The organism is Alloalcanivorax mobilis (assembly GCF_002864685.1).
Lineage (GTDB): Bacteria > Pseudomonadota > Gammaproteobacteria > Pseudomonadales > Alcanivoracaceae > Alloalcanivorax > Alloalcanivorax mobilis.
The window spans coordinates 116,872-141,508 of the sequence record NZ_NMQZ01000005.1; the positions used below are offsets into that span (position 1 = coordinate 116,872).

Below are 24,637 nucleotides of genomic sequence, written 5' to 3' on the forward strand. Positions count from 1 at the left end.
TTGCCACCGGGCGGGGCGGGGTACTTGGTTGTTCGCTGTCGAGGCGCTGGCGTATAGTGGGCGCCTTTCCCTTTCCCAAGAAAGCCTGGAGGCCGCCCGTGCCCGACGAGCAACGTCACGCCGTATCCAACGCCATCGACGAGGCCTGCCAGCCGATCGCCGGTTCCGCCAAAATTTATGTCACCGGCAGCCGGGCGGACATCCGCGTGCCGATGCGAGAAATCACCCAGCAGCCGACGCCGCTGGCTGACGGCACCTTCGAACAGAATCCGCCGCTGGCGGTGTACGACACCTCTGGGCCGTATACCGACGCCGCCGCCCGCATCGACATCCGCGAGGGGCTGACGCCGCTGCGCGCCGCCTGGATCGAAGAGCGCGACGACAGTGAGCAACTCGATGGCCTGAGCAGCCAGTATGGCCGGCGCCGCGCCGCCGACGTCGCCACCGCCGGCCTGCGTTTTCCGCACATCCGCGCGCCGCGCCGCGCCGCCGAAGGGCGCAATGTGTCGCAGATGCACTATGCCCGGCAGGGCATCGTTACCCCGGAAATGGAGTTCATCGCGATCCGCGAGAACCAGCGTCTGCGCGAGCACCGCGAGGCCGGGCTGCCGGTGAATCAGCACCCGGGCCAGAGTTTCGGCGCGGCGATCCCCGCCGAGATCACCCCGGAATTCGTCCGTGACGAAGTGGCCCGTGGCCGCGCGGTGATCCCGGCCAACATCAATCACCCGGAAATCGAGCCGATGATCATCGGCCGCAACTTCCTGACCAAGATCAACGCCAATATCGGCAATTCCGCGGTGACTTCCTCCATTGAGGAAGAGGTGGCGAAAATGACCTGGGCGACCCGCTGGGGTGGCGACACGGTGATGGATCTGTCCACCGGACAGAACATTCACGAAACCCGTGAATGGATTCTGCGCAACTCGCCGGTGCCGATTGGCACGGTGCCGATCTACCAGGCGCTGGAAAAGGTCAACGGCGTCGCCGAGGACCTCACCTGGGAGATTTTCCGCGACACCCTGATTGAACAGGCCGAACAGGGCGTGGATTACTTCACCATCCATGCCGGTGTGCTGCTGCGCTACGTGCCGATGACCGCCCGCCGCGTCACCGGCATCGTCTCCCGGGGCGGCTCGATCATGGCCAAATGGTGCCTCGCGCACCACGAAGAAAGCTTCCTGTACACCCATTTCGAAGACATCTGCGAGATCATGAAGGCCTACGACGTGACCTTCAGCCTGGGCGATGGTCTGCGCCCCGGCTCCATCGCCGACGCCAACGACGAAGCTCAGTTCTCCGAGCTGCGCACTCTGGGCGAGCTCACCAAGATCGCCTGGAAACACGATGTGCAGGTGATGATCGAAGGCCCCGGCCACGTGCCGATGCACATGATCAAACAGAACATGGACGAGCAGCTCAAGCATTGTGGCGAAGCGCCTTTTTATACGCTGGGGCCGCTGACCATTGATATTTCGCCCGGCTATGACCACATCAGCAGTGCCATCGGCGCGGCGATGATCGGCTGGTACGGCACCGCCATGCTGTGCTATGTGACGCCCAAGGAGCACCTGGGCCTGCCTAACCGGGACGATGTGAAAGAAGGCATCATCACCTACAAGATCGCCGCCCACGCGTCCGATCTGGCCAAGGGCCACCCGGGCGCCCAGCTGCGCGATAACGCTTTGTCCAAGGCGCGCTTCGAGTTCCGTTGGGAAGACCAGTTCAACCTGGGGCTGGATCCGGACCGGGCGCGCGCCTTTCACGATGAAACCCTGCCCAAGCAGGCGCACAAGGTGGCGCATTTCTGTTCCATGTGCGGGCCCAAGTTCTGCTCCATGAAGATCAGTCAGGAAGTGCGTGATATTTATGGCGACGGCCGCGAGCAAGTGGCGCAGGCCGAGGCCGGCATGAAAGAAAAATCCCGGGAATTTCTTGAACAAGGCGCGGAGATTTATCACAAAGCCAATGAATGATCCGACCCCCGTATTCACCGCCAACGACGTGGAAATCCTGGAGCGGGAAACGCCGTTCCAGGGCTTTTTCCGGGTCGAGCGGCTAACCCTGCGCCACCGCCTGTTCGAAGGTGGCTGGGGCGCGCCGGTCAAGCGCGAGTTGTTCGTGCGCCCGCCGGCCGCCGCGGTGCTGCCCTACGACCCGGTGCGCGGCGAAATTCTGCTGGTTGAGCAGTTTCGCGTGGGCGCGCTGGAATGGCGCGATACTCCCTGGTGCCTGGAGTTGATCGCCGGCATCGCCGATAAAAAAGGCGAGGCGGTGGCCGACCTGGTGCGCCGGGAAGCGCGCGAAGAGGCCGGCCTGGCGGTGGGTGAAATGAAACGGGTGGCGCATTACATGCCCAGCCCCGGCGGCTCCAATGAACGCCTTCAGGTGTTCGTGGGCCGCGCCGATCTGGCCGGCGCCGGTGGCGTGCACGGCTGCGTCGACGAAGGCGAGGACATCCGCGTGGTGGTGCGGCCGGTGAGCGAGATCAATGAACTGTTGCAAAGTGGCCGGGTCGACAACGCCGCCTCGCTGATTGCCCTGCAATGGCTGTTGCTGCACCGCGACGCCCTTGATCGTGAGTGGCTGGCGTCGTGAAAACCCGTTCCCGATACCGCCTCGACTTCCGCGCTCTGATGGCTCAGTGCGAGTCCAATTACGCGCGCCTGCTGCCGTTGATCCGCGCCCTGGGCGACCAGGACACTCTCGATCTGGCGTTCGGTGACGAGCGGCCCCACACCCTCAACATCCGCGTGCTGGAGCGGGCCCCCTACACCACCACCCTGCGCTTGCAGGACCAGGCGTTGCACGACGCCATGCCCGCGCCCCGCCTCACGGTGCGTCTTTACCACGACGCGCGCGTGGCGGAGGTCACCGAGGCGAGCCCGTTCCAGCGCGTGCAGGCGCGCTATCCCTACCCCAACGACAAAATGCACCAGCGTGATGAAAAAGCGCAGTGGAACCGCTTTCTGGGCGAGTGGCTGAGCCACGTTCAGGAGCACGGCCGCGACGCGGCGCTGCACTGGCCGCGTGCCACTTCCTGACCCTCGCGCCGGCGAGCGAAGAAACGGAACCGGGTTCCTGGCAAAGCGCCATTATCTTCGCTATAACCTAACCGCGCGCACCTTTTCCTGAACATTTTGTGCGTGCCGGCTTCACGCTGGCGGGCCCTTTTGACGCTATACTCGGGGGCGCGTAAAACCGGCAACGCCGGTTGTCCGTTCAACTTCCCTGGGGAGGGGAGGTCGCGGCCGGGGTGTCAGCCCGGCTGAGCGACAGCAATGGGGTGAGCGTGAAACACGCTCGGGAATGGGATCACGACAACAACGGGAGCGGTGATTTTGACGCAACCGGTTCAACCCCTGCGGGTGGTGCAGCTTTCCGATTTTCACCTGTTCGCGGACACGCAAGGCAAGCTGCTCGGGCTCAATACCCAGGCCAGCCTTGAAACCGTGCTGGAGCGGGTGCGGGTCGAGCAACCCGACATGGATCTGATCATCGCCACCGGGGATCTCTCCCAGGATGGCTCCCTGGATTCGTACCATCGCCTGATCACGCTGCTCGATGGTTTCCGCGTGCCGGTGTACTGGCTGGAAGGCAACCACGATAAGCCGGCGCCGATGATCCACGCCCTGCGCCAGCAGAAACACCGGGTCAGCCCGTGCGTGGCGGAGCTCGGTGCCTGGACGCTGATCATGCTCGATTCAACCATTCCCGGCGATGTGCCCGGTGAACTGTTCGAAGACGACTACCGTTTTCTGGAGCAGGCGTTGGCCGACGCCCGCGGCGAGCATGTCATGGTGGCGTTGCATCACCATCCGGTGGCCATGGGCAGCCGCTGGCTGGATACACAGCTGGTGGGCAGCGCCGAGCGCTTTTTCCAGGTCATTGATGCGCACCGCAAAGTGCGCGCGGTGGCCTGGGGCCATGTGCACCAGGAATTCCACGGCGAGCGCAACGGTGTGCGGCTGTTCTCGGTGCCCAGCACCTGCGTGCAATTCAAACCGGGCAGCGACGACTTCGCCGTGGACGACGCCAACCCCGGTTACCGCTGGTTCGACTTGCACAACGATGGCCGCATCGACTCCGCCGTGAGCCGGGTCGAGGGCCTGGATTTCAAAGTGGATATGTCCGCCGGCGGCTACTGACGGTGGGCGCTGGCATGCCGACAAGGTCGGCGTCGGCGCCCCCAATCAGCGTGCCGCTCAGCGCATCTGCGCGGGCAGCCAGGTAACGATGATTGGAAAAAAGAAGATCAGCAGCGTGGTCACCGCTTCCATCACCAGAAACCAACTGGCGCCGCGAAACACGTCCACCAGCGGTGTGTCCTTGTCGATGCCCGCGGTGACATAGACGTTCAGCCCCACCGGTGGTGTGATCAGACCGATCTCGCACATCTTCACGGCCAGGATGCCGAACCACAACGGGTCGAAACCCAGTGAATGCACCGTGGGGAACAGGATCGGCATGGTGATCACCAGCATCGAGAAGGCATCCAGAAACATGCCCAGCGGCAGGTAGATCAGCAGGAGCACGCCAATCACCAACAGGGGAGGCAAGTCCAGGGCGGTGACGGTTTCCACGATCGCCTGAGGGGTCCCCACCAGGGTCAGGAAGTAGCTGAAGATGCCCGCGCCCAGCATGGTCATCAGGATCATCACGGTGGTGTTGATCGATGAGCGGAAGCTCTCTTTCAGCCGGGCGCCCAGTTTCGGGCGCGCCTGGCGCGAAAACAACAGCATCACGAAGGCAACGAAGGCGCCAACGGCGCCGGCTTCGGTGGGGGTCACCAGGCCCAGGTAGATACCGCCCAGCACCACGATGAACAGGATCAGCACCTGCCAGGCATCGGCCAATGAGCGCAAGCGTTCGCCCCAACCATAGGACGGCGCCCGCTGCGCGCCGGCGGGCATGATCCGGCGGCTGACCACCATGATGCCAAGCACGAACACCAGCGTGGAGAGCAGGCCTGGCAACACCCCGGCCACCAGCATGGCGCCGGCGGACACTTCGGTCAGGGAAGCGTAGAAGATCAGCAGCACGCTGGGCGGAATCAGCACACCCAGCACGCCGCCGGCGGCGACGACGCCGGTGCTCAGGCGGCGGTCGTAGCCCGCTGCTTTCATTTCCGGAATCGCCACCGAGCCGACGGTGGCGGCGGTCGCCACGCTGGACCCCGAAGTGGCGGCGAAGCCGGCGCTGGTCAATACGCTGGCGATCGCCAGCCCGCCGGGCAGGCGCCCCACCCATTTGCGGGCCACGCCAAACAGCCGTTGGCCGACTCCCGCCTTCTGGGCGAAATTGCCCATCAGAATGAACAGAGGAATCACCGCCAGCATGTAGACCGCGGTCTGAGTGTAGGAAAACGATTTGAGCCGAAGCAGGGCGAAGTTCAGATCCTCGACCATGGCGATGCCGGCAACGCCAGCCAGCGCCAGGGAGGCGAACACCGGAACGCCTACCGCCAGCAATACGAACACCAGGCCGACGGCCAGCAGGGTGGCGGTTATCTCATCCATGGCGCTTCTCCTGCACGGTCACGGCACCGTCGGCACGGGTGGGGACGCGGCCGATCAGAGCCAGCAGGCCATACAGCACCATCTGCACGGTGGCGAACCAGAGGCCCGCCGCCAGGATGATCTTCGCCCACCAGATCGGGAACTGAATACTGCCCCAGCGAAACTCGCGGATCTCGAAGGAATGAGCCGCGTCGATGGTGGAGGGCCAGGCCAGCAGACCCAAGGCCAGGGCGGCGGCGAACCAGGAAAAGGCGTTCATGGCTCTGGCCAGGGCCGCGGGCGCAAGGTTGACCAGGGCGTCCACCCGGATGTGAGCGTTGTCCCGTTGCGTCCAGCCCAGGCCGAGAAACACGATCAGCACCAGGGCGATTTCCGAAAGCTCGAAAATGCCGGATATCGGTTGGCCGGTAATCGCGCGGACACTCACGTCCACGGTGATGGCGAACATCAGGAACGCCAGGGCGATCAACGCGGCCGCTCCGAGCGCATCGGTAAGACCGCGAAACAATTTTTCGATCACAAGCATGCTAGCCTCGCTGTTGTTATTCTCCGCGATTCATCTGCCTCGAAACCTCAGCGTGACAGTTCAGCCGCCAGTTCGATGGGACGTTTGAGGCTGCCGTTGGGGTCGTGCCGGGCGATGGCTTTGTCGATCAGCGACTGCATGCGCTCCCCGTCGATGCCCGCTGGCCTGGCCACGGTCTCGACCCATTTGTTGACCTGCGCGGGCTGGATCAGCGCTTTGGCCTTGGCCATTTCCGCGTCGCCGAGGGCATTGAAATGGGCGCCTTCCTTGAGGGCCGTTTTCAAGTACTGACGAGAGGTAGCGCTGTAAATTTCACGGTATTTGCCGGCGTAGATTTCCTCTACCAGCTCGTTGCAGATACTTTGCACCGCGGATGGCATTTCTTCCCAGGTCCGCATGCTCATGACGGTGGCCGCCGGGCCATGGGGGCCATCGCCGATGTCCGTGAAGTAAGGAGCAATCTCATGAAGCTTATAGGCAATGGAGGTCATGAAATCGAAGCCGTACACGCCATCCAGAACGCCCCGCTCGAGCGCGGTGTAGACCTCCGGCGCCGCCATCGGGACGGCGGTGCCGCCGAGTCGCTCAATGACGTCGGTGGCCACGCCATAGCCACGAATCCGCTTGCCCTTGATGTCGGCCAGGGACTTGATCGGCTCGCGGGTCACCAGCGGCGCGTAGTACCAGTTGGTCCAGTACATCACTTTGGCGCCATGCCGTTGCTCCCATTCCTCACGCAGCGGCGGGAATTCCTGATACAGGTCTCGGCAAACCAGTTGCAGTGCATCGGCGCGGTGCATGCGGAAATACCATTCCAAGCCACGGGTAACCGGTAGCTGTGCCTGATAATAGCCAGGAGAAATCAGTGCCATTTCCGAGGTGGTATCGTGAATCGCGGAAAGGTGCTCGCCCACTTTGTTGAGCGATTGTGCCCAGAAGCGGCGGATGTTGACCGCTTTGCCAGCGCGTTTCTCCAGCTCATCCAGGAACCAGCCGTCCAGCCGTGACGGGCCGGCGGTCTCGGAAACGTAGCTGTCGAATTTGATGCGTAACGCGGACGAAGACCAGGCCGGCATGGAAAGCCCGCTCAGCATGCCGGCACCCGCCAGGGCCGCGCCGCCTTTCAGAAAGTCCCTTCTTTTTATTGTCATGATCTCTCTCCAGTTGTTGTTAACGGAACATTGCTTCGAGCGGTGGCAAACTCAGGCGAGAGCTTCCAGTCGATTGCGCAGTTCGGTTTTGAGAATTTTCCCGTAATTGTTTTTGGGCAGCTCGTCGCAGAAATAGTACTTTTTTGGCTTCTTGAATGACGCCATGTGATCGGTGAACCATCGGGTCAGGGTCTCCGCGTCGACATCGTCGGCGACCACGAAAGCGACCACGATTTCACCCCATTCCGGATCGCGTTGGCCAACCACGGACACCTCACGCACGGCGGGGTGCAGCGACAGCACCTCTTCGATTTCTCGCGGATAGATGTTGCTGCCACCGGAAATGATCACGTCTTTGGAGCGGTCGGTCAGGGTGAGAAAGCCCTCTTCATCGATGAAACCGATATCGCCAGTGCGCAGCCAGCCATCGATCAGCGTCTTCTCGGTGGCTTCCGGATTGCGCCAGTAGCCGGCCATTACCGCTTGGCCGCGCACCGCGACCTCGCCGGGTTCGCCGGCGGGCAAGGGATGCATGTGATCGTCCACCACCCGCACGTCCACGCAAGACTGGGCGCGCCCCACGGAGGCAAGCTGGCGCGCCCAGCCGGGGGCGTCGTGGTCGGAGATACGCCCGCGCTCCAGCGCGGTGATGGTCATCGGGCTCTCTCCCTGGCCGTAGACCTGTATAAAGCGCGGGCCGAGTATGTCCAGGGCCTCGCGAATGTCGGCGTTGTACATCGGCGCGCCGCCATAGATGATGCTTTTCAGGCCCTCGCCGTGTTCGCCCCGATGGCGGGCCTCGGCGACCAGACGCTTGACCATGGTGGGCGCCGCGAACATCGATACCCGGCCCAGATGCTTCGCCAGATCAAGCACCTCGGCGGCGTCGAAGCCCCGTGAACCGGGCAGCACATGCCGGGCTCCGCAACGCACGTGAATGAAATTATAAAGGCCGGCGCCGTGGGACATGGGCGCGGCGTACAGGGCGGCATCGTCGCTGCTGACCGTGTCCACGTCGACGGCGTAACACAGGGACATGGCCACCAGGTTGCCGTGGGTGAGCATTACCCCTTTGGAGCGGCCAGTGGTGCCCGAGGTGTAGAACAACCAGGCCAGATCATCCTGGTGCCGTGAGCACGGTGGAACGATGGCGTTATCGCCCGCTGCCGGCAGATCGGCAACGGCGATCTCCGCGCCTTGCTTGTGTTCGTGGTCGGCCAGGGTGCGGCCGTCCTCCGTCACCACCAGTCGGCTCTCGGCGTTATTGACGATCCAGGCCGCTTCGGCGGCGTGTAGCTTGGCATTCACCGGCACGGCCACCGCGCCGGCCCACCAGATGCCGTAAAGCACGGGCAGGTAATCAATGCTGTTCTTCATGAACACGGCGACCCGGTCGCCGGGTGCAATACCGTGCCGCTCGCCCAGCCAGGTGGCAATGGCAACGGCACGAGCGGCAAAGCCGTGGTAGTCCGCCACCGGCGTGGCGCCCTGGAACAGAGCCGGGCGGCGCGGATGGCACAAGGCCTGGTCGTGGAGCCAGTTGGCGATGTTCATGATCGGTTACGCCTCCCGCGCTTCGAGTACCGAAGCGAAGTTGGCGACGGCGGCGCCGCCCATATTGAAGACCAGGCCAAGCCCGGCGCCGCCACGGGCCTCGCCCACTGGCCGGCCGGTAAGTTGACGGAAAGCGAGAGCGTGCATGGAGACGCCGGTGGCGCCCACCGGGTGCCCCTTCGCCTTGAGACCGCCGGACAGATTCACCGGCAAGGCGCCGTCGGCGTACACCGTGCCGTCGTGCAAAGCGCGCTGACCCTGGCCGGCGGGGGCCAGGCCCATGGCCTCGTAGATCAACAATTCGGCGATCGTGAAGCAGTCGTGGACTTCGGCGAAATGCAGATCGCCGAGGGTGATGCCGGCGCGCTCGTAAGCGCCGGCGATGGCGCGCCGGGGGCCCTCGAAAGCCAGGAAGTCGCGGCTCTTCATCGGCAGCAGGTCGCTGACCTGCACGGCCGCGCGAATCGCCACCCGGCGGCGGAATTCCGCCGCCCGGCGGGGCGAGGCAAGGATGATGGCGGCGGCGCCGTCGGTGATCAGCGAGCAATCAGTGAGGCGCAACGGGTCGGCGATCAGCGGGTTGCGGTCGGAGACCGTGTTGCAGTCCTCGAAACTCATCGCCCGGTGCATCTGCGCCAGCGGGTTGGCGAGGGCGTTGCGGTGGTTTTTTTCGGCGATGCGTGCCATCGCTGGCAGCGGGTCACCGTGACGCTTTTGATAGGCGCGGGCGGCCTGGGCGAACACCTGGGGGAAACTCAGGGCGGCTTCGTCGGCGTCGTTCTGGTAACCGGCGCCGGCCAGCGCCCGAGTCACTTCGGGGGTGCTGTTGGCGGTCATCTTCTCCGCGCCCACCACCAGCACCAGGTCCGCCTCGCCAGAGCGAATCGCGTTGATGCCGGCGAACACGGCGCTGGCGCCGGAGGCGCAGGCGTTCTCGCAACGCGTGGCCGGAGTGAAGCGGAAATCCGGGTCGGCCTGATGAACCAGAGAGGAAGGAAAGCCGTCCGGCACCAGGCCGGAATTGAAGTGGCCGAGAAAAATCTGATCGATATCGCGCGCGCCGACGCCGGCGTCGTCCAGCGCCTGGCGCGTGGCGTCGACGATCAGGTCTTCCAGATTGCTGTCGGCCAGCCGGCCGAAACGGGTATGACCACTGGCGATAATAGAGACGGAGGTGTCCTGTTGAGGCATGATCGTGTCCGGCTGTTATTGTTTGGTGGCACCGCGTGCGCCTGGCCGGCCGCGCCTGGCCGTCCGCGCCGGGCAGGCTCGCTGCACGCGGGTGAGGGTTGCCTTACAATGTGGTCCAATCCGCTCCCCTACCGCTAGTTCGTACAACTACGTACCTGAGTAAGGGGTTCGTTGGCTTCGAGGTGCTGTGATGGACGACCCCGCCACCCCCGAGGATATGGAACGCCTGGCTTTCCGGGTGTCCCCCGCGCCCCAGGTGATCACCCGTGACCGGGTAATGATGGACTTCAATGAGGCGTTCAATGCCTTGTTCGGCTACCGCCGTGATGACCTGCTCGGACAATCGATTTTGCGCTTATACCCGTCGATGGCTGATTTCGAGGCGATTGGTAATCGCTGCCTGGGCTGGTTGCAGCGTTATCGTTCCTATTCCGACGAACGTTTCATGCAATACCGGGATGGGGAAGTTTTTTGGGCGCGGGCCAACGGCTACACGCTGACGCCGGAGGCGCCGTTCGGGCTGATGGTCTGGCATTTCGAGCGGATCGATAATCCGATTCAGGCGACGGTCAGATTGACCCCTCGGGAAAGGCAGATTTCGGCCTATATCGTTAACGGCCTCACCTGTAAGGAGATCGGCCGGAAGCTGGGCATTTCCCACCGGACCGTGGAGGTGCATCGAGCGCGTTTGATGAAAAAACTGGAGGCGAAAAACACCGCCGAGCTGGTTTCGAAAATCATCGTTCTGCGTTGAATCCGCCGGTGTTGGCGATCAGGATTCGCCACGCTTGAGTGGCGATGTGGCGTCGTCCGTACCGTCGTTGCTTTCGAACTCCAGGGCCGAGAACGCCACCGCGCAGAACAGTGAATTAAGCCGCTTCATATCGCCGATCAACTCCAGGTGCAGGGAGCTGGTTTCCAGACTCTGCACCACCCGCCGATGCAAGCGGTCCAGATGGGCGTGAGCCAGGTGGCGTTGCTGGTCGCGGAAGCGGCGCTTCTCCATCAGCAATTGCTGGGCACTTTCTTCATCGCCGCTAAGAAACACCGACAGCCCCAGCCGCAGATTGGCTTTGAGCAGGCCGTGCAGCGCGGTCAGTTCTTCCAGGCCGCTGTCCGAGAAGGAGTGGCGCTGGGCGGTTTTGCGTTCCTGTATTTTTTCCAGCATGTGCTCGATCAGGTCGCCGGCCTGTTCCAGATTGATGCTCATTTCCACCACCTGGGTCCAACGGCGCCGCTCGCCGGGGGCGAGATCTTCCCGGGAGACCCGGGCCAGATACAGCTTCACGCCGGTATAGAGGGCGTCGACATCGTCGTCGAGGCGCGCCACCCGCTTGCCGGTGTCGCCGCGCGCCCCGTCCAGCACATGGAGAATCATGTCCAGCATGGTTTCCACCAGGTCGCCCATGCGCAGGACCTCGCGGGTGGCGTTGGCCAGCGCCAGGCGGGGTGTCTCCAGGGCGTCGGTGTCCAGGTGGCGCGGGCGCGCCTCTTCGTTGCCGCTGTCCGGCTGGTCCGGCAGCAGGCGCTGGCACAGCCGCGCCATCGGGCCGGTCAGTGGCAGCAGCAACAGGCAGCGTGCGATGTTGTAGGCCAGGTGGAAGCCGATCACCAGATCCTGGGGCTCGAACCTGAGCCCCTGCATCCAGGCGGCGATTACATTGACGAACGGCAGCACCAGCGCCAGGCCAATCAATTTGAACAGCAGATTGCCCAAGGCCACGCGCCGGCCGGCGGCGTTGTAGAGGCTGGTATTGAGCATCGCCAGCACTCCGGAGCCGGCGTTGGCGCCGATCACCAGGCACAGCGCCACGGGCAGCCCGATCACGTCGGCGGCGGCCAGAGTGGCGGTGAGCAGCACCGCCGCCAGGCTGGAGTAGGTGACCAGGGCGAACAGGGCGCCGACCAGGGCATCCAGCATCAGGTCGCCGGTCAACGAACCGAACAGCACCTGCACGCCCTGTGCTTCGGTGATCGGCGTCATCGCGTCGACGATCAGTTCCAGGGCCATCAGGATCAGCCCCAGGCCCACCGCCACCCGGCCGAGCTGGCCGGCGCGGCTTTGTTTGCGCGACAGAAACACCGGCACGCCGAAGAAAATCAGCAGCGGCGAGAGCCAGGAAAGATCCAGCGTCAGCACCCGGGCCATCAGCGCGGTGCCGACGTCGGCGCCGAGCAGAATCGCCAGTGCCGTGGCCAGCACCATCAAGCCATCGGCCACGAAGCCGCCGGCCAGCAGCGCGGTGGCGTTGCTGCTCTGCACCAGGGCGGTGACACCGGTGCCGGCCAGGAAGGCGGCGACGCGATTATTGAGATTGTGCCCCAGCACCCGTCGCAGGCGAGCGCCATACACGCGCAGAATGCCGGTGCGTACGATGTGCGTTCCCCATACCAGCAAGGCCACCGCGGAAATCAGGTGGAGCAGTGTCAGCATCAGGGTCCTCCTTGTTGGCGGTCCTTGACGATCGCGCCGCGCGGGCGTCTTGTCATGAAACCGTTATACCATGCGCGCCGGGTACGGCGCTCCCGACCAAGGTCCAAGGCCCGCCGGGCGAGCCCCGCGCCCGGCGTGGCGCTTGACGCTACCGGGCAAACCCGGGAGCCTTTAGCGGGTTGTTCAGCAGCCTTTACGCCCATTCACGAACGCCACGGCCTGATATCATGACCCAGCCCGAGACCGCTTTGATTTATATCCACGGCTTCAACAGTTCGCCGGCGTCGTACAAGGCTGGCGTATTGCGCCAGGTGTTCGAGCGTGCCGGCGCCGCCGACCGCTTGCACATCCCGGCGCTTGACCCCCAGCCCCGGCGCGCCATGGCGGCGCTGGAAGCCTGCATCGCCGGCGCCGGGCCGGTGGCGCTGCTGGGCTCCTCGCTGGGCGGTTTTTTCGCCACCTGGCTGGCGCAGCACCATGATCTGCGCGCGGCGGTGATCAACCCGGCGGTCCGCCCCTGGCAACTACTGGACAAATACACAGGTATCAATCATAACTACCACACAGGCGAAGCCTACCGATTCGAGCCCGCCTGGGTGGATGAGTTGCGCCATTACGAAGTGCCCGAGATCGACAAGCCCGAGCAAACGCTGCTGCTCACCCAGACCGGCGATGAAAGCCTGGATTGGCGGGCGGGTTGGGAATATTACGGTGAATGCCACCGCTATTGCGGCCTCGGCGGCAGCCACGGCTTTGATGACTTCGATGCCTTTATTCCGCTAGTGTTGCGCTTTTGCGGAATAGAGCTGTCAACCGCCTGACGCTGGACGCCCGACGCCGGACGCTGAAGACCCGGCGTCGAGCGTCCGGCGTCGGGCGTCCAGCGTATTTAGGGATTCTATGAGCAACACCTATACCTCCGAAAACATTGAGGTCCTTTCGGGCCTGGAACCGGTGCGCAAGCGACCGGGCATGTACACCGACACCACCCGCCCCAACCACCTGATCCAGGAGGTGGTGGACAACTCGGTGGATGAGGCCCTGGCCGGCCACGCCAAATCAATCCGCGTCACGCTGCTGAAAGACGGCGGCGTGGAGGTCGAAGACGATGGCCGTGGCATGCCGGTGGACCTGCACCCGGTGCAGAACAAGCCCGGCGTCGAGGTGATCCTCTCGACCTTGCACGCCGGTGGCAAATTCTCCAACAACAACTACCAGTTTTCCGGCGGCCTGCATGGCGTCGGCGTGTCGGTGGTCAACGCGCTGTCCAAGAAGCTGGAGGTGCTGGTCAAACGCGATGGCCAGTTGCACCGCATCGAGTTCGGCGGTGGCGAGAAAGTCAGCGACCTGGAAGTGGTGGACACGGTCGGCAAGCGCAACACCGGCACCCTGCTGCGCTTCTGGCCGGATGAAAAGTATTTCGATTCGGCGAAGATTTCGGTGTCGCGGCTGCGCCACCTGCTGCGCGCCAAGGCGGTGCTGTGCCCGGGGCTGAGCGTCACGCTTGAGAACCGGCAAAGTGACGAAACCGAGACCTGGCAGTTTGAAGACGGCCTGATCGAGTACCTGCAAGAGAGCACCCGGGGTTGGGAGAAAATCCCCAGCGAGCCGTTTAACGGCGCCATGAGCGGCAACACCGAGGCGGTCGACTGGGCGGTGCTGTGGTTGCCCGAAGGCGGGGAACTGGTGGCCGAAGCCTACGTGAACCTGATTCCCACCCCACAGGGTGGCACCCACGTGAACGGCTTGCGCTCCGGTTTATTGGAAGCGATGCGCGAATTCTGCGAGTTCCGCAATCTGCTGCCGCGCGGTGTCAAGCTGACCCCGGAGGACATCTGGGACCGCGCCTGTTACGTGCTCAGCGTGAAAATGCAGGACCCGCAATTCGCCGGCCAGACCAAAGAGCGGCTCAGTTCCCGGCAGACCGCGCCGTTCGTGTCCGGCGTGGTCAAGGATGCCTTCTCCCTGTGGCTTAACCAGCACACCGACGAGGCCGAGCGGCTCGCCGAGCTGTGCATCAACAACGCCCAGAAACGCCTGCGCGCCGCCAAGAAAGTGACCCGCAAGAAAATCACCAGCGGCCCGGCGCTGCCCGGCAAACTGGCCGATTGCACCAGCGACGACCCGGCGCAGAGCGAGCTGTTTCTGGTCGAGGGTGATTCCGCTGGCGGTTCCGCCAAGCAGGCCCGCGACCGGGTTTATCAGGCGATCATGCCGCTGCGTGGCAAGATTCTGAACACCTGGGAAGTGGACCCCGGCGAAGTGCTGGGCAGCCAGGAAATCCACGACATCGCCGTGGCCCTGGGCATCGAGCCCGGCGTCGACGACATCAGCGGGCTGCGTTACGGCAAGGTCTGCATTCTCGCCGACGCCGACTCCGACGGCCTGCACATCGCCACCCTGCTGTGCGCCTTGTTCCTGCGACATTTCCCGGCGCTGGTGCGCGAAGGGCATGTGTTCGTGGCGATGCCGCCGCTGTATCGCATCGACGTGGGCAAGGAGGTGTTCTATGCCCTGGACAAGGAAGAACGCGAAGGGGTTCTGGATCGCATCAAAGCCGAGAAAAAACGCGGCAAGGTCAGCGTTACCCGCTTCAAGGGCCTGGGCGAAATGAACCCCCTGCAATTGCGCGAAACCACCATGGCCCGCGACACCCGCCGGCTGGTGCGCCTGTCGGTGAGCAGTGGTGACGACACCCACCAGATCATGGACATGCTGCTCAGCAAAAAACGCGCCGGCGACCGCAAAATCTGGCTGGAAGACAAGGGTAATCTGGCTGAAGTATAACGCTGGACGCTAGACGCCGGACGCCGGACGCTTACCCCCAAAAAAGCGTCTGGCGTCAAGCGTCCAGCGTTCAGCCAATGAGCGAAGCGAATTATAATGGCTGACGATTTCGAAGACATTTCCCTGCGCGACTACACCGAGAAAGCGTACCTGGATTATTCCATGTACGTGATTCTGGATCGGGCGTTGCCGAACATCGGTGATGGCTTGAAGCCGGTGCAGCGGCGCATCGTGTACGCGATGAGCGAGCTGGGGTTGAAGAACACCGCCAAGTACAAGAAGTCCGCGCGGACCGTGGGCGATGTGCTGGGCAAGTTCCATCCGCACGGCGATTCCGCCTGTTACGAAGCGATGGTGCTGATGGCGCAGCCGTTCAGTTATCGTTACCCGCTGGTGGACGGGCAGGGCAACTGGGGCAGCCCGGACGACCCCAAATCGTTCGCCGCCATGCGCTACACCGAATCGAAGCTGGCGCCCTACGCCGAAGTGCTGCTTGCCGAGCTGGGCCAGGGCACCGTGCAGTGGGTGCCCAATTTCGACGGCACCCTGGACGAGCCCAAGCAACTGCCGGCGCGGCTGCCCAACGTGCTGCTCAACGGCACCACCGGCATCGCCGTGGGCATGAGCACGGATATTCCGCCGCACAACCTGCGCGAAGTGGCGCAGGCCTGCATCCACCTGCTCAAGGACCCGGGCGCCTCGCTGGATGATCTGGTGGAATTTATCCAGGGTCCGGATTTCCCCACCGAAGCGGAGATCATCACCCCGCGCAACGACATCATCCGCATGTACGCGGAAGGCAAGGGCTCGCTGAAGATGCGCGCCGTCTACGAGCAGGAAGACGGCGACATCGTGGTCACCGCGCTGCCGTATCAGGTGTCCGGGGCCAAGGTATTGGAGCAGATCGCCGACCAGATGCAGAAAAAAAAGCTGCCCATGGTCAGCGATCTGCGCGACGAATCCGACCACGAAAACCCGACCCGCCTGATCATTACGCCGCGCTCCAACCGGGTCGACGTGGCACAGCTGATGGGCCACCTGTTCGCCAGCACCGACCTGGAAAAGAATTACCGGGTCAATCTGAATATGATCGGCATCGACGGCCGGCCCCAGGTGAAGAGCCTGGACGTGATCCTCAACGAATGGCTGCAGTTCCGCATGGTCACCGTGCGCCGCCGTCTGCAGCACCGTCTGGATAAAGTGCTGGACCGTCTGCACCTTCTGGAAGGGTTGCTGGTCGCCTATCTGAATATCGACGAAGTGATCGAGATCATTCGCCGCGAAGACGCTCCCAAGCCGGTTCTGATGGAGCGCTTTGGCCTCAGCGACCGGCAGGCGGAAGCGATTCTTGAGTTGAAGCTGCGCCATCTGGCCAAGCTGGAAGAAATGAAGATCCGTGGCGAGCAGGACGAACTGGCCGAAGAACGAATCTGGCTGGAAGAAACGCTCGGCTCCACCGCCAAGATGAAAAAGCTGATCGCCAAGGAACTCAAGGAAGACGCCGAATTGTACGGCGACGAGCGCCGCTCGCCGCTGGTGGAGCGCGGCGAAGCCAAGGCACTGGACGAAGCCGACCTGGTGGGCGCCGACCCGATCACCGTGGTGCTCTCGGAAAAGGGCTGGGTGCGCGCCGCCAAAGGGCACGACGTGGACGCCACGGCGCTGAGCTACAAAGCCGGCGACCAATACCTGGCCTCGGCGCCGGGTAAGTCCAACCAGCAGGTGTGCTTTCTGGACTCCACCGGGCGCAGCTACTCGCTGGCGGCACACGCCCTGCCCAGTGCGCGCGGCCAGGGCGAGCCGCTCTCCGGGCGGGTCAGCCCGCCCTCCGGCGCCAGCTTCGTGGCCGCGTTGATGGGCAAAGACAAAGACACCTACCTGATGAGCACCGACGCCGGTTACGGCTTCGTGGTGCGCTACCAGGATCTGATCGCCAACAAAAAAGCCGGCAAGACCGTGCTGTCGGTGCCCCGTGGCGCCCGTGTGCACGCGCCCCGGGCGATCCGCTCGGTCGAACAGGACCTGATCGCGCTGGTCTCCAACGAAGGGCGCCTGTTGGTGTTCCCGGCCGCGGACCTGCCGGAAATGAGCCGAGGCAAGGGCAACAAAATGATGGCGATTCCCTCCGCCCGGGTCGCCGACCGGGTTGAATTCGTTCAGGACCTTCAGGTGCTGGGCCCCCGCGACACCCTGGTGATCCACGCCGGCAGGCGGCATCTGAGCCTGAAACCCGCCGATCTGGAGCATTACTTCGGCGAGCGCGGCCGGCGCGGCGCGAAACTGCCGCGCGGTTTCCAGAACGTGGAAATCATGGCGGTGGAACGCAAGGACGACGGCGCCTGAGCGCGCATGACGGGCGGCGGGAGAGAACGGCGATGAGCGAAGGCCAACCACAAGCCGGTGCGCGGCGCACGGTGCGTTTCTGGGCCGGGCTCGACCTGCTGCTGACCCTGCCCCTGGTGCTGCCGCCCACGGCGCGGCTGCTGCTGGACACCCTGGTCTGGCTCAACCACGGGCTCGGCTTGCCCGGCGTGATGGGCCCGCGGCCGGCGCTGGCGATGTTGTTCGCCTGCCTGGCCGGGGCCCTGGCGGTCACCTGGGCGCTGGCCCGCTGGACACAGCCACTGGCCGCGCTGGGCCGGTTGGACGCCTGGGCGCGCATCTGGGTGGGCGCCTTGATCCTGGGCGCGGTGCTGGATGGCCTGCCGGCGGTGCTGGTGCTGTTCGTGATCACCGAATGGGCCGGCGCACTGCATCAATTCTGGTGTTTGCGTAAGCAAAGCTGTTAGTGCCGGACGCCGAGATCAACATCGATACCATTGCGGGTCCGACGGAGCGCCGCCCAACGGGACGCCGCCCGACCTTTCCTGCAAAAAAGACAAACCTCTCTACAACGCCGCGTGGGAGCGATCCTCGATCGCGAAATGGTTTGCTCGAATGGCACGGCGTTTTTTGCCCGGCACCCTGTTCCCGCGCAGAGCGAAACACGCTCTTAAGGTAGGCTCGCCGCATCAGCTTGGGTATCATCCTTGGGGTTTTGCAAAAGGAGATGCCTGCCCATGCCGGCCATGATTACCGGTACCTTCGCCTTCGTGCTGCTGTTGCTCAACACTCTGGTCCTGATCGGGCCAATGATGTTGATCGCGTTGTTCAAGCTGATCGTGCCCGGCCAGGCCGGCAAGGATCGCCTTTCCGCCGTGGTGATGTGGATCGCCGAAACCTGGGCGGAAATCTGCAAGAAGATCTTCGCGCTGACGACCCCCACGGTGTGGGACATTCGCGGCGCTGACGCGCTGCGCCGCGACACTTCCTATCTGGTGGTCAGCAACCACCAGAGCTGGGTGGACATCGCCGCGCTGGTGCAGACCTTCAACCGGCGCACGCCCTATTTCAAATTTTTTCTGAAAAAAGAACTGGTCTGGGTGCCGTTCCTGGGGCTGGCGTTCTGGGCGCTGGATTACCCCTTTATGAAGCGCTACCCGAAATCCGTGCTCGACAAGCACCCGGAGCTCAAAGGCAAGGATCTGGAAATCACCCGCGCCGCCTGTGAAAAATTCAAGAACATGCCGGTCACGGTGGTGAATTTTCTCGAAGGCACCCGCTGCACGCCAGCCAAACAGGCCCGCCAGCAATCGCCCTACCGGCATTTGCTGCGCCCCAAGGCCGGGGGCGTGGCGTTCGTGCTGGCGGCGCTGGGCGAAGACCTGGACGCCGTGCTGGACGTGACGGTGGTCTACCCACAGGGGCGCGCGCCGGGCTTCTGGGCGCTGCTCAGCGGGCAGCTTGATCGGGTGGTGGTGGACATCCGCATCCACCGCCTCGACCCACGGCTCTGGCAAGGCGATTATCAGAACGATCGCCAGTTCCGCAGCGTGGTGCACGGCTGGGTCAGCGATTTGTGGGCGCAGAAAGACGCCCGCATCGAGCGGATTCAGGAGGAGTGGGCGGAGCGCCGGCCGGACACTGATAACTAGTTTTCAGTTTTCAGTTTTCAGTTTTCAGTTTTCAGTTTTCAGTCTTCAGTTTTCAGTGTCCGGTGGCGGGGGTATTGAGGGGTTTAGAATCTCAGGGTGGCGGCCAGGTAGGGACCGCCGATTTCCAGGTCGGTGTCCAGGTCGCTGACGTCGTCCAGTTCCACTTCCAGGCGGCTGTAGCCCAGCTCCACGCCGAGCAGGAAGTCCGAGCGCCAACCAATGTGGGCGTTGTAATCGCGCATGCCGCTGCCATCGTATTCAATGGCGTTCACTTCGCCACCCACGTACACCCCGGTCAGCGGCAGGTTCACCCGCGCCGCCAGAAAGCCCATGGGGAAAGTTTCGCTGGCGCTTTGCGAGGCTTCCTGACCGGCGCCACGGATTTTAAAGTCGGCGTCCATCTGCCGAACGGTCAGGCCCACGTCCAGTTTCACCACGTTGTCCAGCGGGCTCCAATAGAAGGTGCCGTCGAGCATTTCCAGATCGTAGCTGGCGGACACGCGGCCGGTGAAGGTCTGGCCATCGAAGGTGATCGGGTTGACCAGGGTGTTGCTGCCATCGTCGTCCAGATCCATATAGCGCAGGCGCACGTTGGGCAGAATCGGCACCGCATGCTCCACGCCCAGATACAGGACGCTCTGGTCGGCGTCGTCGAAGCCGAGGTCGTCTTCCATGTCGATGTCGCCGCTGCCGGAGGCAATGTTGCCGCTGGTGTCCGGGTTCCACAGGTAGCCGCCGGCGTACACATCCACCAGTGGCGCGGCCTGGGCGGCGGGGGCGCAGGCCAGAGCGGCGGCGATCAGGGTCAGTCGCTTCATGATTCTGTGTCCTATAAACGGAATGTTTCCTTGTCGGGGGAATTAAGACACAAATCGGGCTGCCATTTCCAATCCCTGGTCGAGGAAACGCGAAACCTTCAGGGCATTATTCAGACGTTCCTTGATTGCGAACCTTGCGATCAGGCCGCGCAGAGCATGCGAGGGATTGTTCAGCAGCGTGCTAAGCTGCCGGGCCCCGACAGGAGCCCGCCATGTTTCTTGAAGAAATGCCCGACGGCTTCCGCTATCCACAGCCGGAAGACGACCAGGACAAACGCCTGCTGGCCCGCGTGCAGAGTAAGGGGTGGCACAACCTCAGCGTGCCCGGAGGCGAGGGCGAGCCGGCCTTTACCTTCACGCTCGGCCATTTCCTGCACCTGAATCATCCGGAACTGATCGTGGTGGGGCTCAAGGAGAAACTGGCCAGCCGCCTGTTGGACAGCGCCGCGGTGGGCATCACCGGCTTAAAGCGGCGGCTGCGTCCCTATCAGCGCTACGCGGACATCGCCGATGGCCTGGAGATCATGTTCCTGCCAGTGGATTTCAGCCATTACAAGAACTGGCTCGGCTACGCCAACTGGTTCTACGCGGAGTTGCCGGCGCCTTACCCGGCCTTGCAGATGGTATGGCCGGACCCGAACGGTGTTTTTCCCTGGCAGCCCGGCTACGACACCCGCTTCCAGCGCGCCCAGCCGCTGCTGGGCCGGCCGCCAAAGGCGTCCACGTTGCAGTAAGCGCCGCCCGGTCCTGGCCGCGCCGTACCGCTCTCCGTTATCCTGGGTTCCCTAAACCCTGTCACGTTCGACCCACGGAATCAGCATGGCCAATTCACTGCAGGAACAGCTCTTGAAAGCCGGCCTGGCGGACAAGAAGAAAGCCAATCGCGCCAAACAGGCCAAGCGCGAGGACGCCAACCGTGCCAAGCGCGGGGAAATCGATCTGGAGGACCCGGCCGAGCGGGCCCGCCGGCAGCGCGCCGAGAAGGTCGAGAAAGATCGGCAGCTGGAAGCGGCCCGCCAGGCCGAGCGCCAGGACAAGGAGATCGCCGCCCAGGTGCGTCAATTGATCGAAAGCCACCGGCTGGCGCGGGGCAACGGCGAAGAGCCGTTCCAGTTCGTGCAGGAGCGTAAGATCAAGAAGCTGTATGTGACCCCGGCGCAGCGCGACCAACTGACCCGCGGGCAGATCGCCGTTGTCGCCCTGGGTGACAGCCAGGAACTGGTGCCCACCGCCATCGCCGAGAAAATCCGCCAGCGCGACGCGGCGGCGGTGCTGTTGCTCAACGAACGCGGCGCCAGCCAGGAAGGCGATGAAGACGATCCCTACGCGGATTACCCGATTCCCGACGACTTGATGTGGTAATGGAGCCCATGAGCGACTCCCCCGGTTCTTTTATTGGCACGGTTCAGGAGCTGCCGGTGCTGCGCCGGATTCAGGCTGGCCTGTTGCTGGACGGCGCTGAACTCGGTGAGATTCTGTTGCCGGCACGGGAACTGGCCGGCGCCGAGCCGCCGGCTGAGCGGTTGTCCGTGTTCGTGTTCGAAGACGGCGAAGGGCGCCCCCGGGCTACCCTGCGCCGCCCCAAGGCGATGCCCGGCGAGGTGGCGCGGCTGCAGGTGGCGGCGGTGAACCGGATCGGCGCGTTCCTGGATTGGGGGCTGCCCAAGGACCTGCTGCTGCCGTTCGCGGAGCAGCGCCCCGGCGCCGGCCAGCGCCTGCAGGAAGGGCACTGGCAGCTGGTCAAGGTGGTGCGCGACCGGGACGGCCGTCTGTTCGCCAGCGCCCGCCTGGACCGCTTTCTGGAAGACACTTGCGAGGCCTATCAACAGGGCGAGGCGGTCACCGTGACGGTGGTGCAGGCCACCGATCTGGGCTACAAAGTGGCGGTGGCGGATCGCTACTGGGGCTTGCTCGACGCGGCTGGCACCGCGCCCCGGCCGGGCCGCAAGCTGACGGCTTACGTCCAGCGCCTGCGCGCCGACCGGCGCTTGAGCTTGACCCTGGACGCCCCCGGCGCCGCCAAGAGCGAGGGGCTGGCGGAGCGCATCCTGGCCCGCCTGGAGAGCGAGCAGGGCAGCCTGCCGCTCAGCGATCGCAGCGACCCCGCCGCGATTCGCGCCGCCTTCGGCTGCAGCAAGAACGCCTTCAAACAGGCGATCGGCAAGCTTTACCGGGAACGCCGCATCGTCATCGCCGACCACGGCATCCGCCTGCCCTGAGTGATTCGGCCAGGGCCAATCTAACAATAATCAGCCGAAAGGCGCGGCCATGGGCCATCAAAATCATCTTTATGTGTGGGAAGACCGCTTTCTCTATCTGACACCGGCGATTGCTTCCGGGCTGACCCAGCGGCACACCACCACGCTGTTGGTGGCGCTGGGTGAGGAAGGCTTTGAGCTTGGCGATGAATCCGGCCAGCGCCAGCGTTATCAGGCGGCGCTGGTGGGGCAGAACGTGGCGCGCACCCTGGATGCGACCCGGGCGCCGTTATTGTCGCTGAATTTCGATCCGCAAAGTTATGAACACCATGCCCTCAGCGCATTGATGGGCGGGCATCCGGTGCGCGCGGTGATCCTCAAGCCGGCGCGCCGAGACCGGGACAGCCTCGCCGAAGCGGCGCGTGGCAGCCTGGATTTCGCCCGGCTGTTTCGCCTGACCACCGATCTGCCGATGGCGATCAGCGGTTATCACCCGGTTCGTGTGCCCATGGACATGCGCGTGATCCACGTGGCCCAGAAGATCAAACGGGAACTGCCGCTGACCAGCACGGTGGCGGAGCTGGCCGCCCAGGTGGGCCTGTGCGTGCGCCGCTGGGCACGGTGAAGAGTTGGATACGGCGGGGCGTGGACTATTTGAAACGGTGCCTGGAACGATGAAGCCGGATCATTATGAACGCAATCGGGCGCTGGCCGCCGAGTACGTGTTGGGGACGCTGAGTGGCGCCGCGCGGCGCCGCTTCCAGACCTGGATGATGGCTTCCGTGCGGGTGCGCCAGCAGGTCTGGTACTGGGAGCGCCGTTTCCAGACGTTCAATACGGCGCTGCCGGACACGCCGCCGCCGGCGGCGGTGTGGCGACGCATCGAGACGCGCCTGCGGGCTCAGCCGTGGTCCGCCACCACCACGCCCTGGTGGCGCATCGCCTGGCCCTGGCAGTTGGGCACGCTGGTGGCCGCCACCGTGATGGTGATGATGGTCGCCAGCCGCATGCCGGTGTCGGCGCCGAGCGCGCCGGACGCCTACCTGGGCGTGGTGCAGAACCAGCAGGCCGAGCCCTTATGGCTGATCAAGAGCGGCGCGCGGGGGTTGCGCGTGCGTGCCCTGCAGGCCGGGCCGGCGGGGCCCGGCAAGGATTACCAGCTGTGGTTGTTGCCGCGCTCCGGGGCGCCGGTGTCCCTGGGCGTGATCCCGGCCGCTGGCGGTGATCGATTGATCGCGCTCAGCGAGCCTCAGCAACGTGAGCTGCTGCGTTCGCGCACCCTGGCGATCAGCCTGGAGCCGGCCGGCGGCTCGCCCACTGGCCAGCCCACCGGGCCGGTGCTGTATCAGGTGAAAGTGGTTTCCACCTGAAGCCGGCCGCCCGCTGGTCGTTGCCGAGCGGGCCAAAAGGCGGGCCGCGCTTGCCCGCTGGCGCGGTCTTTCCTATGTTGGCGCTCCGGTAATCGGCAATCAGCGATGGGGAAGGCATGGCCACAGGCACGGTTCACACTAATGGCATTGAGCTGTTTTATGAAACGCGGGGGCCGGAGCAGGGCGAGCCGGTGGTGTTTATCATGGGGTTGTCCGCGCAACTGGTGTTCTGGCCGGAGGCGTTGCTGGATGCCCTCGCCAACCGGGGTTACCGGGTCATCGCCTTCGACAACCGCGACGCCGGCAAATCGACGCTGATCCGTAAGCCGTTCCGATACGGTCCGTTAATGGCGATGTTGCGTTATATGGCGGGCATGAAGGTCGATGCGCCGTACACGCTGGATGATCTGGTCGCCGACACGGTCGGTTTAATGGATGCCCTGGGCATCGATAAAGCCCATCTGGTGGGCGCGTCCATGGGCGGGATGATTGCCCAACTGACCGCCGCCACCCATCCGCAACGGGTGCTCAGCCTGACCTCGATCATGTCCAGCAACAACAGCCCGTTCCTGCCGCCGCCGCGGCCGGCGGCACTGAAAACCCTGGTGGCGCCGCGGGTGAAAATCGAAACCGTGGAGCAATACGTGGCGTTTGGCCTGACGATGATGACCACCATCGGTGGCACCCTGGACCCGGGGCGCGAAGAGTTGGAACAGATGTTCCGGCGCAGTTGGGAGCGCGGCCTGAACCCGCGTGGCATTCGCAACCAGTTCATGGCGATTCTGGCCACCGGCAACCTCAGCAAGCGCCTCAAGCGGGTGCACTGCCCCACCCAGATCATCCACGGTGGCAGCGACCCGTTGATCCGGCCCGCCGGTGGGCGGGCCTCCGCCAAGGCGATCCGAGGCGCCCGGCTGGCGATCATCGACGGCATGGGCCACGACCTGCCACCTTCCATCGTGCCCCGGGTGGCGGACCTGATCGCCGCCAACGCGGAGCGTGCCTGAATCAGACGGGTTCGGAGGGCTTTTTCGGGTTCATCGCGGATTGACGGGAAAGTGTTTTGTTTTATCGGGTTCGCTGGGCGGTGGCGGTGGCGGTGGCGGTGTGCTGAG

General features: G+C 64.2%; 23 protein-coding genes. 16 read left to right on the forward strand and 7 right to left on the reverse strand.

The window, feature by feature from the left end:
- Positions 1–98: 98 nt before the first annotated feature.
- From thiC to cpdA, 4 genes are all read left to right on the forward strand, one after another.
- Positions 99–1,976 (forward strand): phosphomethylpyrimidine synthase ThiC, encoded by a 1,878-nt coding sequence (gene thiC, locus CGS25_RS04605; protein ID WP_101674727.1) that lies wholly within the window; start codon positions 99–101, stop codon positions 1,974–1,976.
- Positions 1,969–2,598, forward strand: coding sequence for an NUDIX domain-containing protein (locus tag CGS25_RS04610; protein WP_089033536.1), 630 nt, complete (start codon positions 1,969–1,971; stop codon positions 2,596–2,598). Before thiC ends, CGS25_RS04610 begins: the two co-directional genes overlap by 8 nt.
- Positions 2,595–3,044 carry a DUF1249 domain-containing protein gene (locus CGS25_RS04615; RefSeq protein ID WP_198588694.1) on the forward strand — a complete coding sequence of 150 codons (450 nt, stop codon included), beginning with the start codon at positions 2,595–2,597 and terminating at the stop codon, positions 3,042–3,044. The genes CGS25_RS04610 and CGS25_RS04615 overlap by 4 nt, the downstream gene beginning before the upstream one ends.
- A gap of 291 nt (positions 3,045–3,335) precedes the next feature.
- Positions 3,336–4,148 (forward strand): 3',5'-cyclic-AMP phosphodiesterase, encoded by an 813-nt coding sequence (gene cpdA, locus CGS25_RS04620; protein ID WP_232802255.1) that lies wholly within the window; start codon positions 3,336–3,338, stop codon positions 4,146–4,148.
- A gap of 57 nt (positions 4,149–4,205) precedes the next feature.
- Here the strand turns inward: cpdA and CGS25_RS04625 are convergent, their stop codons facing one another.
- The 5 genes from CGS25_RS04625 to CGS25_RS04645 are packed head-to-tail and all read right to left on the reverse strand — an operon-like array spanning position 4,206 to position 9,941.
- Entirely contained in the window at positions 4,206–5,519 is a 1,314-nt protein-coding gene (locus tag CGS25_RS04625; protein ID WP_089033534.1) for a TRAP transporter large permease, read from the reverse strand.
- Entirely contained in the window at positions 5,512–6,045 is a 534-nt protein-coding gene (locus tag CGS25_RS04630) for a TRAP transporter small permease (protein ID WP_101674728.1), read from the reverse strand. The genes CGS25_RS04625 and CGS25_RS04630 overlap by 8 nt, the downstream gene beginning before the upstream one ends.
- 47 nt (positions 6,046–6,092) lie before the next feature.
- Positions 6,093–7,196 (reverse strand): C4-dicarboxylate TRAP transporter substrate-binding protein, encoded by a 1,104-nt coding sequence (locus CGS25_RS04635; protein WP_232802256.1) that lies wholly within the window; start codon positions 7,194–7,196, stop codon positions 6,093–6,095.
- 51 nt (positions 7,197–7,247) lie between these two features.
- Positions 7,248–8,750: a class I adenylate-forming enzyme family protein gene (locus CGS25_RS04640; RefSeq protein WP_101674729.1), complete on the reverse strand. Its 1,503-nt coding sequence runs from the start codon at positions 8,748–8,750 to the stop codon at positions 7,248–7,250.
- Between the two features lie 6 nt (positions 8,751–8,756).
- Entirely contained in the window at positions 8,757–9,941 is a 1,185-nt protein-coding gene (locus CGS25_RS04645) for an acetyl-CoA acetyltransferase (protein WP_101674730.1), read from the reverse strand.
- A gap of 190 nt (positions 9,942–10,131) precedes the next feature.
- On the opposite strand from CGS25_RS04645, the gene CGS25_RS04650 reads away from it, so the two are divergent.
- On the forward strand, positions 10,132–10,695 hold the full coding sequence (locus CGS25_RS04650) for a LuxR C-terminal-related transcriptional regulator (protein WP_089033530.1): 564 nt from the start codon (positions 10,132–10,134) through the stop codon (positions 10,693–10,695).
- An 18-nt stretch (positions 10,696–10,713) separates the two neighbouring features.
- Here CGS25_RS04650 and CGS25_RS04655 read toward each other — a convergent pair whose 3' ends face one another.
- Complete coding sequence (locus tag CGS25_RS04655) at positions 10,714–12,375, reverse strand: Na/Pi cotransporter family protein (protein WP_101674731.1); 1,662 nt, start codon at positions 12,373–12,375, stop codon at positions 10,714–10,716.
- Between the two features lie 227 nt (positions 12,376–12,602).
- Here CGS25_RS04655 and CGS25_RS04660 point away from each other — a divergent pair, with 227 nt between their 5' ends.
- The 5 genes from CGS25_RS04660 to CGS25_RS04680 all read left to right on the forward strand — a co-directional run bounded on the left by CGS25_RS04660 (position 12,603) and on the right by CGS25_RS04680 (position 19,136).
- On the forward strand, positions 12,603–13,196 hold the full coding sequence (locus CGS25_RS04660; RefSeq protein ID WP_101674732.1) for a YqiA/YcfP family alpha/beta fold hydrolase: 594 nt from the start codon (positions 12,603–12,605) through the stop codon (positions 13,194–13,196).
- A 79-nt stretch (positions 13,197–13,275) separates the two neighbouring features.
- Positions 13,276–15,162, forward strand: a complete 1,887-nt coding sequence (parE, locus tag CGS25_RS04665) for a DNA topoisomerase IV subunit B (RefSeq protein WP_101674733.1) — start codon at positions 13,276–13,278, stop codon at positions 15,160–15,162.
- Positions 15,163–15,258: 96 nt separating this feature from the next.
- Positions 15,259–17,505, forward strand: a complete 2,247-nt coding sequence (gene parC / locus CGS25_RS04670; RefSeq protein ID WP_101674734.1) for a DNA topoisomerase IV subunit A — start codon at positions 15,259–15,261, stop codon at positions 17,503–17,505.
- 32 nt (positions 17,506–17,537) lie between these two features.
- Complete coding sequence (locus CGS25_RS04675) at positions 17,538–17,951, forward strand: hypothetical protein (protein ID WP_089033525.1); 414 nt, start codon at positions 17,538–17,540, stop codon at positions 17,949–17,951.
- Positions 17,952–18,221: 270 nt separating this feature from the next.
- Positions 18,222–19,136 (forward strand): acyltransferase, encoded by a 915-nt coding sequence (locus CGS25_RS04680; RefSeq protein ID WP_089033524.1) that lies wholly within the window; start codon positions 18,222–18,224, stop codon positions 19,134–19,136.
- Between the two features lie 83 nt (positions 19,137–19,219).
- Here CGS25_RS04680 and CGS25_RS04685 read toward each other — a convergent pair whose 3' ends face one another.
- Positions 19,220–19,954: a TIGR04219 family outer membrane beta-barrel protein gene (locus tag CGS25_RS04685; RefSeq protein ID WP_089033523.1), complete on the reverse strand. Its 735-nt coding sequence runs from the start codon at positions 19,952–19,954 to the stop codon at positions 19,220–19,222.
- Between the two features lie 212 nt (positions 19,955–20,166).
- On the opposite strand from CGS25_RS04685, the gene CGS25_RS04690 reads away from it, so the two are divergent.
- The 6 genes from CGS25_RS04690 to CGS25_RS04715 all read left to right on the forward strand — a co-directional run bounded on the left by CGS25_RS04690 (position 20,167) and on the right by CGS25_RS04715 (position 24,529).
- Positions 20,167–20,688: a DUF4262 domain-containing protein gene (locus tag CGS25_RS04690; protein ID WP_089033522.1), complete on the forward strand. Its 522-nt coding sequence runs from the start codon at positions 20,167–20,169 to the stop codon at positions 20,686–20,688.
- An 85-nt stretch (positions 20,689–20,773) separates the two neighbouring features.
- The gene (locus CGS25_RS04695; protein WP_089033521.1) at positions 20,774–21,316 is read left to right on the forward strand and encodes a DUF2058 domain-containing protein; all 543 of its coding nucleotides are present in this window, start codon (positions 20,774–20,776) and stop codon (positions 21,314–21,316) included.
- 8 nt (positions 21,317–21,324) lie between these two features.
- Positions 21,325–22,173: a CvfB family protein gene (locus tag CGS25_RS04700; RefSeq protein ID WP_089033520.1), complete on the forward strand. Its 849-nt coding sequence runs from the start codon at positions 21,325–21,327 to the stop codon at positions 22,171–22,173.
- A gap of 49 nt (positions 22,174–22,222) precedes the next feature.
- A complete protein-coding gene (locus CGS25_RS04705) occupies positions 22,223–22,777 on the forward strand; it encodes a hypothetical protein (RefSeq protein ID WP_089033519.1) in 555 nt (184 codons plus the stop codon).
- Positions 22,778–22,826: 49 nt separating this feature from the next.
- Positions 22,827–23,522: an anti-sigma factor gene (locus CGS25_RS04710; RefSeq protein WP_089033518.1), complete on the forward strand. Its 696-nt coding sequence runs from the start codon at positions 22,827–22,829 to the stop codon at positions 23,520–23,522.
- Between the two features lie 116 nt (positions 23,523–23,638).
- Positions 23,639–24,529, forward strand: a complete 891-nt coding sequence (locus tag CGS25_RS04715) for an alpha/beta fold hydrolase (RefSeq protein WP_089033517.1) — start codon at positions 23,639–23,641, stop codon at positions 24,527–24,529.
- The last annotated feature ends 108 nt before the right edge of the window (positions 24,530–24,637 follow it).

Bases quoted from the DNA above. Each gene is read 5' to 3' on its own strand.
- CGS25_RS04610 (WP_089033536.1), top strand. From the start codon at position 1,969: ATGAATGATCCGACCCCCGTATTCACCGCCAACGACGTGGAAATCCTG.
- CGS25_RS04625 (WP_089033534.1), bottom strand. From the start codon at position 5,519: ATGGATGAGATAACCGCCACCCTGCTGGCCGTCGGCCTGGTGTTCGTA.
- CGS25_RS04630 (WP_101674728.1), bottom strand. From the start codon at position 6,045: ATGCTTGTGATCGAAAAATTGTTTCGCGGTCTTACCGATGCGCTCGGA.
- CGS25_RS04635 (WP_232802256.1), bottom strand. From the start codon at position 7,196: ATGACAATAAAAAGAAGGGACTTTCTGAAAGGCGGCGCGGCCCTGGCG.
- CGS25_RS04640 (WP_101674729.1), bottom strand. From the start codon at position 8,750: ATGAACATCGCCAACTGGCTCCACGACCAGGCCTTGTGCCATCCGCGC.
- CGS25_RS04645 (WP_101674730.1), bottom strand. From the start codon at position 9,941: ATGCCTCAACAGGACACCTCCGTCTCTATTATCGCCAGTGGTCATACC.
- CGS25_RS04650 (WP_089033530.1), top strand. From the start codon at position 10,132: ATGGACGACCCCGCCACCCCCGAGGATATGGAACGCCTGGCTTTCCGG.
- CGS25_RS04655 (WP_101674731.1), bottom strand. From the start codon at position 12,375: ATGCTGACACTGCTCCACCTGATTTCCGCGGTGGCCTTGCTGGTATGG.
- CGS25_RS04660 (WP_101674732.1), top strand. From the start codon at position 12,603: ATGACCCAGCCCGAGACCGCTTTGATTTATATCCACGGCTTCAACAGT.
- parE (WP_101674733.1), top strand. From the start codon at position 13,276: ATGAGCAACACCTATACCTCCGAAAACATTGAGGTCCTTTCGGGCCTG.
- parC (WP_101674734.1), top strand. From the start codon at position 15,259: ATGGCTGACGATTTCGAAGACATTTCCCTGCGCGACTACACCGAGAAA.
- CGS25_RS04675 (WP_089033525.1), top strand. From the start codon at position 17,538: ATGAGCGAAGGCCAACCACAAGCCGGTGCGCGGCGCACGGTGCGTTTC.
- CGS25_RS04680 (WP_089033524.1), top strand. From the start codon at position 18,222: ATGCCGGCCATGATTACCGGTACCTTCGCCTTCGTGCTGCTGTTGCTC.
- CGS25_RS04685 (WP_089033523.1), bottom strand. From the start codon at position 19,954: ATGAAGCGACTGACCCTGATCGCCGCCGCTCTGGCCTGCGCCCCCGCC.
- CGS25_RS04690 (WP_089033522.1), top strand. From the start codon at position 20,167: ATGTTTCTTGAAGAAATGCCCGACGGCTTCCGCTATCCACAGCCGGAA.
- CGS25_RS04695 (WP_089033521.1), top strand. From the start codon at position 20,774: ATGGCCAATTCACTGCAGGAACAGCTCTTGAAAGCCGGCCTGGCGGAC.
- CGS25_RS04700 (WP_089033520.1), top strand. From the start codon at position 21,325: ATGAGCGACTCCCCCGGTTCTTTTATTGGCACGGTTCAGGAGCTGCCG.
- CGS25_RS04705 (WP_089033519.1), top strand. From the start codon at position 22,223: ATGGGCCATCAAAATCATCTTTATGTGTGGGAAGACCGCTTTCTCTAT.
- CGS25_RS04710 (WP_089033518.1), top strand. From the start codon at position 22,827: ATGAAGCCGGATCATTATGAACGCAATCGGGCGCTGGCCGCCGAGTAC.
- CGS25_RS04715 (WP_089033517.1), top strand. From the start codon at position 23,639: ATGGCCACAGGCACGGTTCACACTAATGGCATTGAGCTGTTTTATGAA.